The organism is Kribbella sp. NPDC050820, from assembly GCF_040653975.1.
In the GTDB taxonomy this organism is placed as follows: domain Bacteria; phylum Actinomycetota; class Actinomycetes; order Propionibacteriales; family Kribbellaceae; genus Kribbella.
Genome location: NZ_JBFAHB010000073.1, coordinates 1 through 15,739, shown reverse-complemented (window position 1 = coordinate 15,739; position 15,739 = coordinate 1). Strand labels below are relative to the sequence as shown.

16 protein-coding genes and 1 pseudogene are annotated in these 15,739 nt (G+C 69.1%); 7 read left to right on the top strand and 10 right to left on the bottom strand.

Translation table 11 applies throughout. The annotated features are described in order from the left end of the window. Positions 1–170: 170 nt before the first annotated feature. The gene (locus AB0H36_RS38995; protein ID WP_360535465.1) at positions 171–1,418 is read left to right on the top strand and encodes an Ig-like domain-containing protein; all 1,248 of its coding nucleotides are present in this window, start codon (positions 171–173) and stop codon (positions 1,416–1,418) included. 100 nt (positions 1,419–1,518) lie between these two features. On the opposite strand, the gene AB0H36_RS38990 is transcribed toward AB0H36_RS38995, so the two are convergent. From AB0H36_RS38990 to AB0H36_RS38975, 4 genes and pseudogenes are all read right to left on the bottom strand, one after another. Continuing rightward, positions 1,519–1,950 carry a hypothetical protein gene (locus tag AB0H36_RS38990; protein ID WP_360535463.1) on the bottom strand — a complete coding sequence of 144 codons (432 nt, stop codon included), beginning with the start codon at positions 1,948–1,950 and terminating at the stop codon, positions 1,519–1,521. 54 nt (positions 1,951–2,004) lie between these two features. Beyond that, positions 2,005–2,498: pseudogene (locus AB0H36_RS38985) on the bottom strand (response regulator transcription factor). After that, a complete protein-coding gene (locus AB0H36_RS38980) occupies positions 2,495–3,445 on the bottom strand; it encodes an ATP-binding protein (RefSeq protein ID WP_360535458.1) in 951 nt (316 codons plus the stop codon). The pseudogene AB0H36_RS38985 and the gene AB0H36_RS38980 overlap by 4 nt, the downstream one beginning before the upstream one ends. A gap of 31 nt (positions 3,446–3,476) precedes the next feature. After that, positions 3,477–4,259 (bottom strand): alpha/beta fold hydrolase, encoded by a 783-nt coding sequence (locus AB0H36_RS38975; protein ID WP_360535456.1) that lies wholly within the window; start codon positions 4,257–4,259, stop codon positions 3,477–3,479. 40 nt (positions 4,260–4,299) lie between these two features. Here AB0H36_RS38975 and AB0H36_RS38970 point away from each other — a divergent pair, with 40 nt between their 5' ends. Continuing rightward, positions 4,300–4,764: a helix-turn-helix domain-containing protein gene (locus AB0H36_RS38970; RefSeq protein WP_360535454.1), complete on the top strand. Its 465-nt coding sequence runs from the start codon at positions 4,300–4,302 to the stop codon at positions 4,762–4,764. Between the two features lie 384 nt (positions 4,765–5,148). Here the strand turns inward: AB0H36_RS38970 and AB0H36_RS38965 are convergent, their stop codons facing one another. The 4 genes from AB0H36_RS38965 to AB0H36_RS38950 all read right to left on the bottom strand — a co-directional run bounded on the left by AB0H36_RS38965 (position 5,149) and on the right by AB0H36_RS38950 (position 9,466). Then, the gene (locus tag AB0H36_RS38965; RefSeq protein WP_360535452.1) at positions 5,149–6,807 is read right to left on the bottom strand and encodes a cytochrome bc complex cytochrome b subunit; all 1,659 of its coding nucleotides are present in this window, start codon (positions 6,805–6,807) and stop codon (positions 5,149–5,151) included. A 5-nt stretch (positions 6,808–6,812) separates the two neighbouring features. After that, entirely contained in the window at positions 6,813–7,862 is a 1,050-nt protein-coding gene (locus tag AB0H36_RS38960) for a Rieske 2Fe-2S domain-containing protein (protein ID WP_360535450.1), read from the bottom strand. Positions 7,863–7,937: 75 nt separating this feature from the next. Beyond that, positions 7,938–8,807 carry a cytochrome c gene (locus tag AB0H36_RS38955; protein WP_360535448.1) on the bottom strand — a complete coding sequence of 290 codons (870 nt, stop codon included), beginning with the start codon at positions 8,805–8,807 and terminating at the stop codon, positions 7,938–7,940. Then, positions 8,804–9,466: a heme-copper oxidase subunit III gene (locus AB0H36_RS38950; RefSeq protein ID WP_360535446.1), complete on the bottom strand. Its 663-nt coding sequence runs from the start codon at positions 9,464–9,466 to the stop codon at positions 8,804–8,806. Before AB0H36_RS38950 ends, AB0H36_RS38955 begins: the two co-directional genes overlap by 4 nt. Positions 9,467–9,548: 82 nt before the next feature. On the opposite strand from AB0H36_RS38950, the gene AB0H36_RS38945 reads away from it, so the two are divergent. From AB0H36_RS38945 to trpD, 3 genes are read left to right on the top strand one after another with little or no spacing between them, the layout of a single operon-like run. Next, positions 9,549–10,466: a cytochrome c oxidase assembly protein gene (locus tag AB0H36_RS38945; RefSeq protein ID WP_360535444.1), complete on the top strand. Its 918-nt coding sequence runs from the start codon at positions 9,549–9,551 to the stop codon at positions 10,464–10,466. A 58-nt stretch (positions 10,467–10,524) separates the two neighbouring features. Continuing rightward, a complete protein-coding gene (locus tag AB0H36_RS38940) occupies positions 10,525–10,944 on the top strand; it encodes a hypothetical protein (RefSeq protein ID WP_360535442.1) in 420 nt (139 codons plus the stop codon). A 6-nt stretch (positions 10,945–10,950) separates the two neighbouring features. Further along, positions 10,951–11,991: an anthranilate phosphoribosyltransferase gene (gene trpD / locus AB0H36_RS38935; RefSeq protein ID WP_360535440.1), complete on the top strand. Its 1,041-nt coding sequence runs from the start codon at positions 10,951–10,953 to the stop codon at positions 11,989–11,991. A 50-nt stretch (positions 11,992–12,041) separates the two neighbouring features. Here trpD and AB0H36_RS38930 read toward each other — a convergent pair whose 3' ends face one another. Continuing rightward, entirely contained in the window at positions 12,042–13,058 is a 1,017-nt protein-coding gene (locus AB0H36_RS38930; RefSeq protein WP_360535438.1) for a hypothetical protein, read from the bottom strand. 237 nt (positions 13,059–13,295) lie between these two features. Between AB0H36_RS38930 and AB0H36_RS38925 the strand changes: the two genes are divergently transcribed. Then, positions 13,296–13,928, top strand: coding sequence for a hypothetical protein (locus tag AB0H36_RS38925; RefSeq protein ID WP_360535435.1), 633 nt, complete (start codon positions 13,296–13,298; stop codon positions 13,926–13,928). A gap of 406 nt (positions 13,929–14,334) precedes the next feature. On the opposite strand, the gene AB0H36_RS38920 is transcribed toward AB0H36_RS38925, so the two are convergent. Further along, positions 14,335–15,003 carry a hypothetical protein gene (locus AB0H36_RS38920; RefSeq protein ID WP_360535433.1) on the bottom strand — a complete coding sequence of 223 codons (669 nt, stop codon included), beginning with the start codon at positions 15,001–15,003 and terminating at the stop codon, positions 14,335–14,337. Positions 15,004–15,273: 270 nt separating this feature from the next. Between AB0H36_RS38920 and AB0H36_RS38915 the strand changes: the two genes are divergently transcribed. Beyond that, positions 15,274–15,739: hypothetical protein (locus tag AB0H36_RS38915; protein WP_360535431.1), on the top strand; the 466-nt coding region annotated here is incomplete at its 3' end.

Sequence of the window (15,739 nt, the reverse complement as noted above, 5' to 3'; positions counted from 1 at the left end):
GGCGCCATCCGGAAGCCAACCGGATGGCGCCTTCGTGCGTCTTAGGGGGTGCCACCCGGAGTACGGTCCGTTGTGGTCCGTACCACTTGAGTGGCGATGCGTTGCCGGGATCTGTCGGTTCGGCGGGTTACTCTGGGCGGCGGTTGGTTTGAACAGGGGAGAGCTGGGGAATGGTGATCGGTTCGGTGCGGAAGCACGGCCTTGCCGTGGCGGGGATCTGCGCGATGCTGCTGGTCGGCACCGCGTGCAGTGACACCGAGGCGGGCGGCTCGCCGTCGACGACCGGCGCGACCCAGAGCAGTGGTACGCCGGGGGCGTCGACCACTCCTGGTGCGTCCACCACGCCGACCCAGGACCCGGCCGCGGCCAGCGTGTCCGTGGTCCCGGCCAAGGGCGCGAGCTCGGTCAAGCCGGACACCGAAGTGACCGTGAAGACCTCGGTCGGCACGCTGAAGGACGTCACCCTCGAGGATGACGACGGCGACAAGGTGGCCGGCAGCTTCAACACCGACAAGAACGAGTGGACCGCCGTACCGCAGCTGAAGCCGGGTGCGACGTACACGCTGACCGGCTCCGCCGAGGGCACCGACGGCGCCAGCGTGCCGATCAGCTCCACCTTCAAGACCCTGAAGGCCGCCAAGAGCCTGAAGGCCTCGGTCGCTCCGCTGAACGGTGAGACCGTCGGCGTCGCGATGCCGATCCAGATCTACTGGAACAACCCGGTCACCGACCGGGCCGCGGTCGAGAAGCGGCTGAAGGTGACCACCTCAGTCCCGGTCGACGGCAGCTGGCACTGGGTGAACAGCAAGCAGGTCAACTACCGGCCGAAGAACTACTGGCCGGCCGGCACCAAGGTCACGGTCAGTATCGACACGCAGGGCGTGAACGCCGGCAAGAACACCTGGGGCGCGGCCGGACGGAAGATCTCGTTCGCGATCGGCAAGTCCGTGGTCACCAGGATCGACGTCAAGCGGCACACGATGTCCGTCGTCATCAACGGCAAGCTGGCCCGGACCATCCCGATCACGGCCGGCAAGTCCGGCTTCACCACCCGCAGCGGGGTGAAGGTGATCATGGAGAAGTTCCCGGTCAAGCGGATGGACGCCCGGACCGTGGGCATCAAGCCCGGCGACCCGGAGTACTACGACATCCACGACGTGAAGTGGGCCCAGCGAGTCACCAGCTCCGGTGAGTTCATCCACGGCGCCCCGTGGTCGGCCGGCAGCCAGGGCAGCGAGAACGTCAGCCACGGCTGCGTCGGCATGAGCCTCGCGAACGGCCAGTGGTACTTCCAGCAGACCCTCCGCGGCGACCCGGTCATCGTCACCGGCACGACCCGCACGATGGAGCCCGGCAACGGTTGGACCGACTGGAACACCACCTGGGCCAACTACAAGGCCGGCTCCGCCCTGTCCTGAGCCCGGCGCCAGTACTGGTAGGTGAGGGCCGCCAGGAGGGGGCCCCAGGCCATCATCGGGGCGTAGGCGAGTAGTTGGACTGTGGTGGCTGGACCTGGGGTCATGGTGGTGTCGAAGGTGCGTTCGTAAGGGCTGCGGCTGGGACGCCGATGGTCCAGATGGCGGTGAGGGCCAAGGAGCTCGCTGCGGCTGGGATGACGGCTATGAGGCGGGGGAGTGGGCGGCCGGCGAAGCGGGTCGGGAGCCAGTCGGGGTAGGTGTCGCCCCAGCGTTGGATGAGGCCGAAGGCGAGGAGAGCGAGGGCCTCGCTGAGGACGCAGAGGAACAGCAGGTAGAGCGCTCCGTGCAGGGTGTTCAGCTCGGAGCGCTCGATCCAGCCCTCGTCGTACCCGGCGGGGAAGCGGACGATGATGCCGATCCGCCAGACGGCCGACGGGATCGTGCAGAGGGCGATGACGTGGGCGGCGGCCGGGGCCCAGGACGGTACGCCGGGCGCCAGCTGAGTCCAGCGGGATTTGGTGTCGGTGTGCATGGATCGACCGTCTCGTGACCGGCGGACCCGGCCCAGGTGCCGATCGGCACATCTTCAGGACGGTGGGCGACGTTGCGACCAGACCGCGGCAGCGATTCCGACCCGGTTCCGGACGTCGAGCTTGCGCTGGATGCTGGCCAGGTGGTTCTTCACGGTGCCGGGGGAGAGCACGAGTTGCTCGGCGATGTCGGCGTTCGTGCCGCCGTCGGCGACCAGTTCGGCGACCTCCTTCTCCCGTTCGGTCAGCGAGGACCATCGTGGTCGGCAGGTACGTCGCGAAGTCGGCTCAAGAGTCGCGTGGTCAGTTGGGGGCTGACCAGCGTGTCACCGGCGACGGCCGCGCGGATCGCCTCGACCAGGAGCGCGGGACCGGACCGCTTGAGGATGAAGCCGGCGGCGCCGTACTGCAGAGCCGTGTGCAGGTACTCGTCCAGGTCGAAGGTTGTCACCACGACCACCACGGTCATGTCCGGCTGGGCGTCGACCACCGCCCGGAACGCCTGCCGGATCGCGGCCTGATCGTCGGCCAGCAACACCCGAATGGTCATCGCGGCACCACCAGCTCGACCCGCCATCCGCCGGCGCTCGGGCCTGCAGTCAGGGTGCCGCCAAGCGCTTCGGCCCACTCGGTCAGCATCCGCAACCCGCCCTCGGAGCCTGTCGCTGTTGCCGCCGACCCGTCGTCGGCGACCGTCACCACCACACCCTCGCCTTCGGACCGGATCGTGATCCTGACCTCCTGCGCGTCCGCCGCGTGCTTGCGCAGGTTGGTCAGGCACTCGGTCACCATCCGGTACACCAACGCCGACCCCTCCGCAGACGGCTCGACGACCTCAGGAGCCACCAGTACGGCGCGCGGCCCAGGCGTCCCGTTGAAGCGCTCGACCAGCCCCGGCAACGCCTCCAGATCCCGCCCGGCTCCCTCCGGCACACCGTCGATCCGCAAGGCCCGCACTGTCGCCTCCAGCGACTCCAGCGACCGGACCCCAGCCTGCTCGACCCGCTCGAGCTCCTCAGCCCCACCACCCAGGTACCGGGCCGCCTGCACTCGCGCCACGACCTCACTCAGGTCATGCGCCACGAAGTCGTGCAACTCGGCCGCCACCGCCAGCCGCCGCCGGTAGGCCTCCGCCTGTCGAGCAGCCGCCCGCGCACGCTCCAGGCCGCGCAGGCCCCAGCCGAGCAACCCCGCCGCAGCACCCGCAGCACCCCAGAGCCCGACCGCCAGAGCCTTGCCCCCAGCATCAAGCGCCGGAGCCTCGGAGTACCGCAGCACCATCATCGCCAGCGCCACCACGACGACCAGGGCTCCCACGACTAGCCGCTCCGCCCACCGAGCGATGCCAAACGCCAGCCCGAGCAGCACTATCGGCTCAACCAACGCCGCCACATCCGGCCCACCCACCACCGGCCGCACGACCAGAGTGACCAGCACAGACCCAAGCCCGGCCACCGCACCCACCGGCCCCAGCCACCGCGCAGCCACCCTCCGCATGCGACCAGATCCTAGGGGCCCGCACCTGCCGTCAGGCTGACAGCGCCTTGAGCACCTCGTCTGCGTGCAGTGCCGGCAGCGAGTGGTGGGTGGCGTCGTCGATCTGTACGACGGTCGCGCCGGCGGTGGTCGCTCGTTGCGCGAGCTGGCCTGGGTCGTGGGTCTTGCTGCGGCCGGCAACCGCCACGACGAGGTCGGTCGTCAGATCCTGGAGGTTCGACGGGCGGCGGGGGCGTACTGGGCGAGTGGTGGGCTCCAGCGTTGCCAGGGCGGAGAGCTCGACCCACATGGGGTCCAGGGGCAGTCCTTGGGTCTCCCAACGCAGGAAGGACTTGTAGCGGGCTGGGGAGGGCTTCACGAGCAGGGGGAGGGCTCGGGCGACGTACGGGAGGCGGAGGCCGGTGAAGCAGTCGGTGGGGTCGAGCAGGGCCAGGCGGCTGACGCGGTCCGGGTTCTGGAGGGTGTACGTGAGGGCGATCCAGGCGCCGTACGAATGACCGACGAGCATCGGGCGCTCGAGGTCCTCGAGTACGGCGGCCAGCCAGGTCATCAGGTCGTCCACAGAGCGCGGTGGAGTGGCGGTCGAGCGGCCGGCGTCGCCGGGGAGGTCGACGGCGTAGACGCGATGCCCTTCGGCGAGGCGGGGTGCGACGGCGAACCACACCGGTGAGGTCGCGCCGTGACCGGCGAGGAGGACCACGGGCGGGGCGTCGACCGGGCCGCACGCGTTCACGTGAGTGCCGCGGATGTCGAGCTGCTCCACCGGGACATCCCACCGCTCGAGCATGGCGTCGTACGCGTCCTGAAAGCTCATGACGCGAGAATAGCTCACTGAGTGAGATAAATTGTAGGGCATGCGTGAAGGAGTGATGCCGGCGGACCCCGAGCGGGCGGCCGCACTGGAGCTGATCCACCGGCTGCGAGAGGTGGCGCTGCGGTTGGAGCTGGCGATCGGGGAGTTCGCGCGTACGGCGGGACTGCACGCGACCGACGTACGCGCGCTGATCCGCCTCCTCGACGCCGAGCGGGCCGGCCTGGAGGCAACACCGGGATGGCTCGCTGGACAGCTCGGAATGACCTCTCAGGCGACGACGGCGGTCATCCACCGGTTGGAGGCCGCCGGGCACATCGAACGCCTCAGAAGCCGCTCAGACGGCCGCAGCTCCCGGCTCCAGGTCTCCGACAGCGCGGTCGCCCTCGGCTGGCAGTTCTTCGGGCCCCTGCTCGAGCGCCTGATCACCACCACCGAGGCCCTCACCCACGACCAGCAAACGGTCCTCAGCGACTACCTGACCACCGTCGCCGAAGCAATCGACTGAACCACCGCTGATAGCACCTCGACCGGGATAACCTCAGCCGCTGCTTCGACGTGCGAGGTGAAGGCGGCGGACGCAGCTGCACCGGGCAACCTGGTCGGCCGATCGACCCGGCCGAGACTGCGGTGACCGCGACCGGGACGTTCATCGTCTCGGCGGAGTACATGGCGCCGGAGCGATTGCGCGGTTCGGACACCCCGGCGGGCGCGCCAGCAGGTACCAGCTCGACGATGAGACCCGAAGGGCGGCCTGCAAGCGGGTTGTGACGATGGATCCCTCCGGCTCGGAGGTCTTCAAGCTGAAGGACTCCAAGTCCGTGGTGTGCGTCGGACCTCGGTAACGCAAGAAGCCCCGGCGGGGGCCGGGGCTTCTTGACGGTGCTGCTGATCAGGACCTGTCGCTGGTGACCTCGCGATAGGTGTCCGTCTCGGACAGGTCTTGGATCTCGTCCGTGTCGTGCGCGTGCTCGTGTGCCGCCTCGAGCTCGTGCGTCGTCGGCTTCTGCACCGCGTCCGCGTAGTAGAAGCGCGACAGCCGGGCGCGGAGCTTGTTCAGGGCCCGGCGCGGGGCGCGGACGCCGTTGTCGTCGGTCTCCGGACCGATTTCGAGCGGAACGACCCGGTCCCGAGCGGTGAGCTCGTAGGCCTCGTAGGTCCCGATCGGCTGGTGCTTCTCGGAGTACTTGCCCTCGGGGGAGCGGACGATGACGCCGGTCTCCAGGCCGTGCAGGATCCGCTCGTTGTCGGCGCGCTGCAGCGAGATCGCGATCCGCCGGGTGATCCAGAACGCCAGGATCGGGCCGAGGATGACCGCGAACCGCAGGAACCAGGTCACGTTGTTCAGCGAGATCCCGAAGTGGGTGGCGATCAGGTCGTTACCGCCACCGACCCAGAGCAGGCCGTAGAACGTCATGAACGCGACACCGATACCGGTCCGGGTCGGGACGTTGCGCGGCCGGTCCAGCAGGTGGTGCTCGCGCTTGTCACCGGTGATCCAGCCCTCGATGAACGGGTAGAGCGCGACCAGCGTGACGAAGGCGGGCGGGATGATCAGCGCCGGGATGATCAGGTTCCAGCTCAGCGTGATACCCCAGAAGCTCGACTCGAAGCCGGGGAATATTCGGACCGAGCCTTCCAGCCAGCCCATGTACCAGTCCGGCTGGGATCCCGCCGTCACCTCCGCCGGGTTGTACGGGCCGTACAGCCAGACCGGGTTGATCTGCATCAGGGCGCCCATCAGAGCGGTGATGCCGAACACGACGAAGAAGAAGCCGCCGGCCTTGGCGGTGTAGACCGGCCACAGCGGGTAACCGACCACGTTGTTGTTGGTCCGGCCAGGGCCCTGGTACTGCGTGTGCTTGTGGTACACGACCAGGAACAGGTGGACCGTGACCAGGGCCAGGATCAACCCCGGGATCAGCAGCACGTGCACGATGAAGAACCGCGGCACCATGTCGTCGCCGGGGAACTCACCGCCGAAGATGAAGAAGTTCATGTACGTGCCGATCACCGGCGAGGCCTGGATCATGCCCTGGGTGATGCGTAGACCGGTTCCGGAGAGCAGGTCGTCGGGGAGGCCGTAGCCGATGAAGCCCTCGATGATGCCGAGGAACAGCATCGTGAAGCCGATCACCCAGTTCAGCTCACGCGGCTTGCGGAACGCGCCGGTGAAGAAGATGCGGAGCAGGTGCACCATCATCGCGGCGATGAACAGCACCGCCGCCCAGTGGTGGATCTGCCGCATCAGTAGGCCGCCGCGGACGTCGAACGAGATGTCCAGCGTGGAGGCGTACGCCTCGGACATGTGCAGGCCCTTGAGCAGGCTGTACGAGCCCTGGTACTCGATCTCGGCCATCGACGGCTTGAACCAGAACGTGAGGAAGATGCCGGTGAGGATCAGGATGATGAAGCTGTACAGCGCGATCTCGCCGAGCATGAACGACCAGTGGTCCGGGAACACCTTGCGCAGGTTCTTCCGGCCGATCTTCGCAATGCCGAGCCGGTCGTCGACCCATTTGACCGGTGGCGGGAAATCCTTGTCAGACATCGCGGTCACCCTCGTTCGAAGAAGCTCGGACCGACTGGCTCGGTGAAGTCGCTCTGCGCGACCAGGTAGCCCTCGGAGTCCACTGCCAACGGTAGCTGAGGCAGCGGCCGGGCCGCAGGCCCGAACACGACCTTCGCGGCGTCGGCCAGGTCGAAGGTCGACTGGTGGCACGGGCACAGCACGTGGTGGGTGGTCTGCTCGTACAGCGAGATCGGGCAGCCGACGTGGGTGCAGATCTTGGAGTAGCAGAGGATCCCGTCGACACCCCAGTTCTCCCGGCCGGGAGGCGTCCGGATCTCGCTCGGCTTGATCCGGACCACGATCACCGCGGCCTTCGCCTTGGCGTTCTGGTACTCGACCGGGCTCTCCTCCTGGATCGGGGCCAGGTTGGCGGGCGCGGCGTTCACCAGCTGGCCGACGATCATGTCGGACGGCTTGATCGGGCGCAGCGTGACGTCGTTGACGACGCGGATGCCCTTGGCCCAGATCGTGTGGAACAGCGCCCGGCCCGGCAGCGGGCCCAGGTCGCGCAGGAACACGATGGCCGGCAGGCCGAGCACGGCGAGCGCGCCGATCATCGAACGGCGGATCATCTTGCGCCGGGTGAAGCCGGACTCAGCCACTCCCTGCTGGAAGGCGTCGGTGATGTCGGCCTTCTGCTCCAGCGTGGAGTGCGCGGGGTGCCGCTCCTCGACGATCTCCTCGTCGACCATCAGCTTCTTGGCCCACTGGATCGCGCCGGCGCCGATCAGGAACAGCGCCAGGCCGATGCACAGGCCGAGCGTCATGTTGTTGGCGTTGCCGGACAGCGGGCCGAAGACCAGTTCGGCGTCCCGCGGGATGGCGAAGTACGCCACACAGGCGCCGAGCACGAGCAGCGTGGCCAGGCCGAACATCGTCGACACCTGGCGCTCGACCCGGTCGGCCGCCTTCGGGTCGATGTCGGTGATCCGGTACTCGTGCGGCTCCAGCCCCGGGTCCGGGATCGGCTCCGACACCGCGACCGGACCCGGTTCCTCTTCTCCCTTTACTGCGGGCAGCTTCTCGTCACTCATTCGCGTCCTCGCTTCGCTCCGGACGCGAATGAGCGTCGAGAGTCACTGCTCTGCTTGATGGTGAGTTCGCTTCGCTCACTCACTTGCCTTCGCTCCCTTGGCCTTGACACCCTTGGCGCCGATCCAGACTGCGATGCAGACCAGGACGCCGATACCGACCAGCCAGCCCCACAGGCCCTCGGAGACCGGGCCGAGGCGGCCGAGACCGAAGCCACCCGGGTCCTTCTGGGTCTCCAGCGCCTTCAGGTAGGCGATGATGTCGCGCTTGTCCTCCGGCTGCAGCACCTGGTCGGAGAAGACCGGCATCTGCTGCGGTCCGGTCAGCATCGCCTCGTAGATGTGCTTCTCACTGACGCCCATCAGCGACGGCGCGTAGCGGCCGTTCGGCAGCGCGCCGCCCTTGCCGGCGAAGTTGTGGCACGCCGTGCAGTTGGTGCGGAACAGTTCGCCACCGCGCGTGACCTGCTCGTCGGTGGCCTTGCTGACGTCGTACGACTCCTGCGCCGGAACCGCCGGGCCGGGGGCCAGCGAGGCGACGTAGGCGGCCAGCGCCTCGATCTCCTCCTGGGTGTAGGCCGGGGTCTTGCGGGGCACCTGGGCGCCGGGCTGCATGGCCGGCATCCGTCCGGTGCCGACCTGGAAGTCGACGGCGGCCGCGCCGACACCGATCAGCGACGGTCCGGCCATCTCGCCCTCACCGTTGCCGCCGCCCTCGGCGTTCAGGCCGTGGCAGCTGGCGCAGCCGACCGCGAAGAGCTTCTTGCCCTCTTCGATCTGCTGGGACTGGGCCGAGTTGTCCGCGACCGCGTTGTCAGGGGCGAAGGCGGCGTACGCCGAACCCACTGCCAACAGGCCGAACAGGAGCACGACGAGGCCGGCTGACCGGTGCCGTCGTCGCGCGGAGAGAAAGCGCGCCGGTGACAAGGAAAGTCTCTTCTCACTCATTTGAGCAGGTAGATGGTCGCGAACAGGGCGATCCAGACCACGTCGACGAAGTGCCAGTAGTACGACACGACGATCGCCGAGACGGCCTGTTCGTGGGTGAACTTACGAGCCATGTACGTCCTGGCCAGGACGTACACGAAAGCGATGAGACCGCCGGTCACGTGCAGACCGTGGAACCCGGTGGTCAGGTAGAAGACCGACCCGTACGGCGACGACGAGATCGACAGGCCCTCGTGCAGCAGGGCCGCGTACTCGGTCACCTGGCCGGCGATGAAGACCGCGCCCATGATGTACGTGAGGATGAACCACTCACGCATACCCCACTGGCGGACGTTCAGCAGCGAGCCGGTCCGGCCCACCTTGCCGTGCTCGGCGGCGAACACACCGGCCTGGCAGGTGAACGACGACGCGACCAGGATGAACGTGTTCACCGAGGCGAACGGCACGTTCAGCATCTCGGTGGACGCCTGCCACAGCGTCTCCGTACCCGGAGCGGCGGCAGCGGTCGTCACCGACCGGATCGTGAAGTACGCCGCGAACAAGGCGGCGAAGAACATCAGTTCGCTCGAGAGCCAGACGATCGTGCCGACACTGACCATGCTGGGACGGTCGTGGTGTCCGTGTTCACGAGACGCTGGGAGCGCGGTTGCAGTGGCCACGCGGTCATTATGTCGGTCGGCGAATCAGTTGCCACGACCACCCCCATGCATGTCGCAGACTCACGCTTTCTACTGTTGAAGCGTGCTTCCCCTCCACGCCACGCCGGGCGACCAGATCGCACCGCTCACGCCGGTCCGGCTGCTGACGGCCTGGACGTTCGAACCGGTGTTACTCGGCGTGATCGTCGTACTGGCTGCGCTCTACCTGTACGGCGTCCACCGGCTCCGCGCGCGGGGTGACAAATGGTCCCGCGGACGGACGTTCGCGTTCGTCGGACTGGGCCTGGGAAGCGCCGTGATCGCCACCCAGTCAGCGCTCGGCACGTACGACACGGTGCTGCTGAGCGTCCACATGGCTCAGCACATGGTCCTGTCGATGCTGACGCCGCTGATGATGGCGCTCGGCGCGCCGGTGACGCTGGCCCTGCGGACGCTGCCGCCCCAGCCGCGGAAATGGTTGCTCTCCGTGTTGCACTCGCGGTTCGCGAAGGTGATGTGCTTCCCGCTGATCGGCTTCACGCTGTTCGTCCTGAGCCCGTGGGCGCTCTACTTCAGCGGCTGGTACGACGCCACGCTGCGATCGACCGCGCTGCACGACCTGCTCCACGTGCACTTCATCCTGGTCGGCGCACTGTTCTTCTGGCCGCTGCTCGGGCTCGACCCGGTGCCTGGCCGGGTGATCTATCCGTTCCGGCTGATCATGACGTTTCTCACGCTGCCGTTCCACGCCTTCCTCGGCATCACGATCATGTCCGCGAGCACCCTGATCGCCGAGGACTGGTACACCAGCTTCGACCGGGCCTGGTCGCCGTCGCCGCTGCGCGACCAGTACATCGCCGGCGGTCTGCTGTGGGGCTCCGGCGACATCGTCGGGCTGATCTTCTTCGGGGTGCTTTTCGTCCAGTGGGTGAAGGAGTCGCAGCGTGAGGCACGCCGCGAGGACCGCCGGCTGGACCGGTTGGAGGAACAGGCTCGCCGGAGTGGACAGGCGCCCCGGTAGCATTCGCGGTGTTGTTCGCTTGTCCACTGGTCACTGACACACAGCTTGGGATGGATCGATGAGTTCAGAGCGTCCGCTGAAGGTGCTCGTCTACAGCGACGACCGTACGACCCGGGAATCCGTCCGGCTGGCGCTCGGCAAGCGGCCGGCCGCCGACCTGCCCGTCGTCGAGTACGTCGAGTGCGCGACCGAGCCGGCCGTGATCAAGACCATGGACAAAGGCGGGATCGACCTGGCCATCCTGGACGGCGAGGCAGTGCCGGCCGGCGGGATGGGCATCGCCCGGCAGTTGAAGGACGAGATCTTCCAGTGCCCGCCGGTGCTGGTCATCACCGGCCGCCCGCAGGACGCCTGGCTGGCCACCTGGTCCCGGGCGGAGGCCGCGGTCTCGCACCCGATCGACCCGGTCCGGATGGCCGAGGTCACCGCGGACCTGCTCCGGCAGCGGCTGGCCACGCTGCCCGCCACGACCGCCTGATCCTCCATGGCCGCGTACAGCTGGCCCCAGGTGCTCAACCCGCTGCTGCGGCGCGAGGACCTGGACGCCTCCGCCACAGCTTGGGCGATGGAGCAGATTCTGTCCGGCGCGGCCTCGCCGGCCCAGCTCGCCGGGTTCGTGATCGCGCTGCGGTCCAAGGGCGAGACGGTCAGCGAGGTTGAGGGCCTGGTCGCGACCATGCGCGACTTCGCCACCAAGATCACGGTCCCGGGCCGCACCCTCGATGTCGTCGGCACCGGCGGTGACCAGGCCCACACTGTGAACATCAGCACGATGTCCGCGATCGTCGCGGCCGGCGCCGGGGCCAAGGTGCTCAAGCACGGCAACCGCGCGGCCTCGTCGGCGTGTGGTGCGGCCGACGTTCTCGAGGAGCTCGGCGTACCGCTCGACCTGACCGCGGCACAGGTGGCCGAGGTGGGGGAGCGGGCCGGGATCACGTTCTGCTTCGCGCCGGCGTTCCACCCTGCGTTGCGGCATGCCGCCGTACCGCGGCGTGAGCTGGGGGTACCGACCACGTTCAACTTCCTCGGCCCGCTGGCCAACCCGGGCAATCCGTCCGCGCAGGCGGTCGGCGTCGGCGACGGCCGGATCGCCGGGCTGATGGCCGGGGTGCTGGCGCGGCGCGGGATCGACGCGCTGGTGTTCCACGGCGACGACGGCCTCGACGAGCTGACCACGCGGACGACGTCGCAGGTATGGACGGTCGGCGGGGGAGCGGTGGAAGGGCCTTTCACGCTGGATCCGCGGGAGCTCGGGATCGAGCCGGTGTCCGCGGACGCGTTGAAGGGTGCCGACGCTGCATTCAACGCGAAGGTCGTACGGGCGTTGCTCGACGGCGAGCCGGGGGCGGTGCGGGACGTCGTACTGCTGAACGCCGGTGCGGCGCTGGCGGCGTACGCGCCGACGGACGAGCCGCTGGTCAGCCGGATCCGGGCCGGGATGTCCAAGGCCGCGGAGGCGATCGACTCCGGTGCCGCGAAGGGCGTGCTGGACCGCTGGATCGCTGCCTGCGCTTCGGTGCGGTAGGTCTTTGATTGATCAGGGCCGGCGGGATGGTTCCCGCCGGCCCTTCTCGTCTACTGGCTGATCTTGATCTGGCTGACCTTGTAGCGCCAGACGTTCTGCCACGCCGGAGTGGAGCCGGCGATGTCCGCGATCGAGACGGCCGCGGTCTTGTTGTCGCCGCGGTCGATCACCGCGATCATGATCGTCGAGAACGTCTCCTTCAGCGGCGGCTGGTTGACCGCGATCCGGGCGGTGATCTCGTGGCCCGGGTGCCCGTCGACGGTGATCGGCTTGTGCGTCACCGCGGAGATCTTGGCGTTCTTGTCGTACAGGTTGATGACCGCCCGCGAACCCGCCTGGCTCGCCGCCTCCTTGCGGCCGGCCGCGGTGTTCACGTACTTGATCGTCGGCGCCAGCTGGCCGAACGTGACCAGGTTGCCCCAGCTGTTCTTCTTGCCGTCGTAGTTGGCGTGCACGGTGAACCAGACCGCGGTCCCACCCCACAGCCCGGTCCGGTCGTACTCGCCGGTCCACGCCGAGCTCATGACCGGCATCATGTCGCCGTTCCCGGCCCGCATCTCGGTCCCGAGCACCTTGCCGGTCGGCGTCGGCGTCTCGGACGGCTTGGCCGGCGGATCAACCGTCTCCATCGGCGTCTGCCCACCCTGCGGCAACGCGACCGGCGTCACCGCATCAGCCTTCGTCCAGATCCACCCGACACTGATCCCAGTAGTAGCCAACGCAGCCACCACCAGCACCAACGCCCCCACCAACCGAGCCCGCATCCCCTCGACCCCGGCCTTACCAGGCCCCCCACCATCGCCCCCCGGCACCCGCTGCCCGCGCCCACCACGACCGCCGGCCCCAGCCTGCCGCCCAAATGAGCCCTGGCCCGCCATTCCCTGCCGCGCACCAGCCTGCTGCCCGTACGCCGCCTGCCCGCCCTGCTGTGCGTACGCCGGCTGTCCGGCCTGCTGTCCCTGCGACGCCTGCCCGGCCTGCTGTCCCTGCGACGCCTGCCCGGCCTGATGTCCCTGCGACACCTGCCCGGCCTGCCGCGCGTACCCCGCCTGCTGCGCCGCCGACATCTGCCCGGCCTGCTGCCCGTAAACCGGCTGCCCAGCCTGCTGCCCCTGAGTCGGCTGCCCAGGCGCGTATGACGGCTGTCCTGGCTGGTGCACGCCGGGCGGCCCCTGCGGCTGTCCGCCGTGCGGGGCCTGCCCCTGACTGCCGTACGGGCGCTGTCCCTGGCCCGGCGCGTAGTTGCCTCCAGGCTGCCCGCCCTGCGGTGACCCGTGCGGCGGCGCCGCGTGCAGTGGCCCACCGTGCTGCCCCTGCTGAGCCCCACCACCCGGCTGCTGCCCATACAGCCCCTGCCCAGCCTGCTGCGCCTGCCCCAGCTGCTGCCCGTGCTGTGCCTGACCGGCCTGCGGCGGGTGCCCGTACTGCGCCTGCTGCGGCTGTCCGTGCTGCGGCTGTCCGTGCGGAGCCTGCGCGTGCTGCGCCTCTCCCGGCTGTGCCTGCCCACGCTGCGGAGCCTGTCCGGGCTGCTGCGCCCGCGGCTGTTGCCCCGGCTGCTGTTGGCTCAACTGCTGCTGCGCCCACGACTGCTGTCCCTGTGGCTGCTGAGGCCGTTGACCTTGCGGCTGCCCTTGCTGCCCGCCAGCCTGCTGCGCGCCGAATTGCTGCGCACCCTGCTGTTGCGAAGCCTGCTGCTGGGCAATCTGCTGCTGCGCCCAGGACTGCTGCTGACCCTGCGGTGCCGAGTGCTGCGGATCCTGCTGCTGATACGGGTTCGCCTGTCCCCGCCGCTGCCCAGGACCCCCGTCGGAGCTCGCCGACGGCGAAGGCGGCGGCGCAGGAGCCGGCGACTGCCCAAACAACGCATCCGACGACCCACCCGCCTGCTGCCCGGTCACTTGCTGCTGCCCGGTCACCCGCGAGTCACCCGGCGTTGACCCGGCAGCTCTCCGGGCACCGACGTCCTGTCCCGCCACAGGCGAGTCACCAGTCGCCGACCCGGCAGCACCCAGGCTGCCGGCACCCTGTGCCGCCGTACGCGGGTCGCCGGTCGCCGCTCCGGCCGCACCCAGGCCGTCGGCACCGCGTCCCGGCGTACGCGCGCCAGGTGTCGAGTCGGCGGCAGTCCAGTCGGCTGTGGACTGGTGCGGCGTACCTGAGTCGGCGCTGGGCGCCTCGGGGGTGGGCCAGGTGGTTGGGGCTGGTGGGGCTTGGGGGGTGCCGGCCAGGGGGTCGGCTGGGGGTTGGTCGGGTGGGTACGCCTGTGGGCCCGGCGGCTGGTGCGGGGGTGCACTGTGCCGCGCCGGGGGCCGCTGGGGCGGTTGGGGGGTCTGGTCTTCGTTCTCAGCCAACGTTGATTCCCTTGTAGGCCTGGCTCTCGGCCGCCCTCAGATCCGGCCGGTTGGTGGGGATGTCGCTGATGTACGCGACTGCTGTGCCGTCACCGAGGTCGAAAACGGCCACCGTCAGGGTAAGCACCCGGGCGGTCAACTTCGGCGACTTCGCGGTCACAAGCTGCTGGAAGTACCAGCCCGACTTGTCCGACCGCTTCACCGCGCCGTTGCTGACGGTCTTGAACGTCACCGGGATGTCTCCGTACATCGAGGTCCGCAACTGGATCGACAGCGCCGCCGCGGTCGCCTTCGGGTCGCCGTTGAACCCGGAGCCGGTGCCGAGCGCGCCGACGAAGATGTCGGCGTACCAGTCGTTCTTGCCGTCGAAGTTCTCCTGCAGCAGCACGTACTGGCCGCTGGAGTTGAGCAGCTGTGAGACGAGCCGCTTGCGATCGGACCACGGCGGGTTGCGGCGCGAGAACGAGATCGCGTCGGAGGAGATCCGGGCGCCCTCGTGGAGCTTCGGGTTCTTCGACTGGCCCGGCTTCGTGCTGCTCTCGCCGGACGGCTGGGTGGTCGGCTGGCTCCCGGTCGGCTGACTCGTCGGCGTGGTGTTGCCCGGGCCCGCCTCGTCGTCACCGGGCGAGGTGATCAAGAACACGGCCGCCACGATCAACATCACCAACGCCACAGCCCCCGCCACAACCAGCGGCGTCCGTCCCCCTAGCCCTCCACCCCCACCGCTCGTCTTCGTGCCCTTCCCCGGGCCTTTCTTCCCCTTGCCGCCCTTGCTCCCCCCACGCGTGTCAACCCGCTGCTCGCCCCAAGCAGCCCCCTGCTCACCCCAAGCACCACCTGCAGCCCCCTGCTGCCGCTGCCCCCACCCACCAGACTCCTGCCGCACCTCACCCAGTTGCTCCCCCCAAGCCCCACCCTGCTGCTGCCCCCCATGCAACCCAACCCACGGATCAGCCGCCCCCTGCGACTCACCCGCCTGCTCACCCCATCCAGCACCCGCACCCTGCTGCTGGCCCCCTTGCTGCTCACCCCACGGGCCGGCTGCGCCCTGCTGCTCGGCCCATGCGGTAGCCGCGCCTTGCTGCTGGGCGCCTTGCTGTTCGCCCCATGGGCTGGCGGTGCCTTGCTGCTCGGCAGTCTGCTCGCCCCACGAACTGGCTGCACCTTGCTGCTGACCCGCCTGCTCACCCCATCCAGCAGCCGCGCCCTGCTGCCCGGCGCCTCCTTGCGCACCCCATGCGCTGGTCGTCCCCTGCTGGTCGGCAGTCTGCTCGCCCCATGCGGTTGCTGCGCCCTGTTGCTGGGCGCCTTGCTGTTCACCCCATGGGCTGGCTGCGCCTTGCTGCTCGGTCGCCTGCTCACCCCATGCGGTAGACGCTCCAAGATGCTGGGAGACT

Coding starts and splice junctions, on each gene's coding strand:
- AB0H36_RS38995 (WP_360535465.1), top strand. CDS start 171: ATGGTGATCGGTTCGGTGCGGAAGCACGGCCTTGCCGTGGCGGGGATC.
- AB0H36_RS38990 (WP_360535463.1), bottom strand. CDS start 1,950: ATGCACACCGACACCAAATCCCGCTGGACTCAGCTGGCGCCCGGCGTA.
- AB0H36_RS38980 (WP_360535458.1), bottom strand. CDS start 3,445: ATGCGGAGGGTGGCTGCGCGGTGGCTGGGGCCGGTGGGTGCGGTGGCC.
- AB0H36_RS38975 (WP_360535456.1), bottom strand. CDS start 4,259: ATGAGCTTTCAGGACGCGTACGACGCCATGCTCGAGCGGTGGGATGTC.
- AB0H36_RS38970 (WP_360535454.1), top strand. CDS start 4,300: ATGCGTGAAGGAGTGATGCCGGCGGACCCCGAGCGGGCGGCCGCACTG.
- AB0H36_RS38965 (WP_360535452.1), bottom strand. CDS start 6,807: ATGTCTGACAAGGATTTCCCGCCACCGGTCAAATGGGTCGACGACCGG.
- AB0H36_RS38960 (WP_360535450.1), bottom strand. CDS start 7,862: ATGAGTGACGAGAAGCTGCCCGCAGTAAAGGGAGAAGAGGAACCGGGT.
- AB0H36_RS38955 (WP_360535448.1), bottom strand. CDS start 8,807: ATGAGTGAGAAGAGACTTTCCTTGTCACCGGCGCGCTTTCTCTCCGCG.
- AB0H36_RS38940 (WP_360535442.1), top strand. CDS start 10,525: ATGAGTTCAGAGCGTCCGCTGAAGGTGCTCGTCTACAGCGACGACCGT.
- trpD (WP_360535440.1), top strand. CDS start 10,951: ATGGCCGCGTACAGCTGGCCCCAGGTGCTCAACCCGCTGCTGCGGCGC.
- AB0H36_RS38930 (WP_360535438.1), bottom strand. CDS start 13,058: ATGTCGGCGGCGCAGCAGGCGGGGTACGCGCGGCAGGCCGGGCAGGTG.
- AB0H36_RS38920 (WP_360535433.1), bottom strand. CDS start 15,003: ATGTTGATCGTGGCGGCCGTGTTCTTGATCACCTCGCCCGGTGACGAC.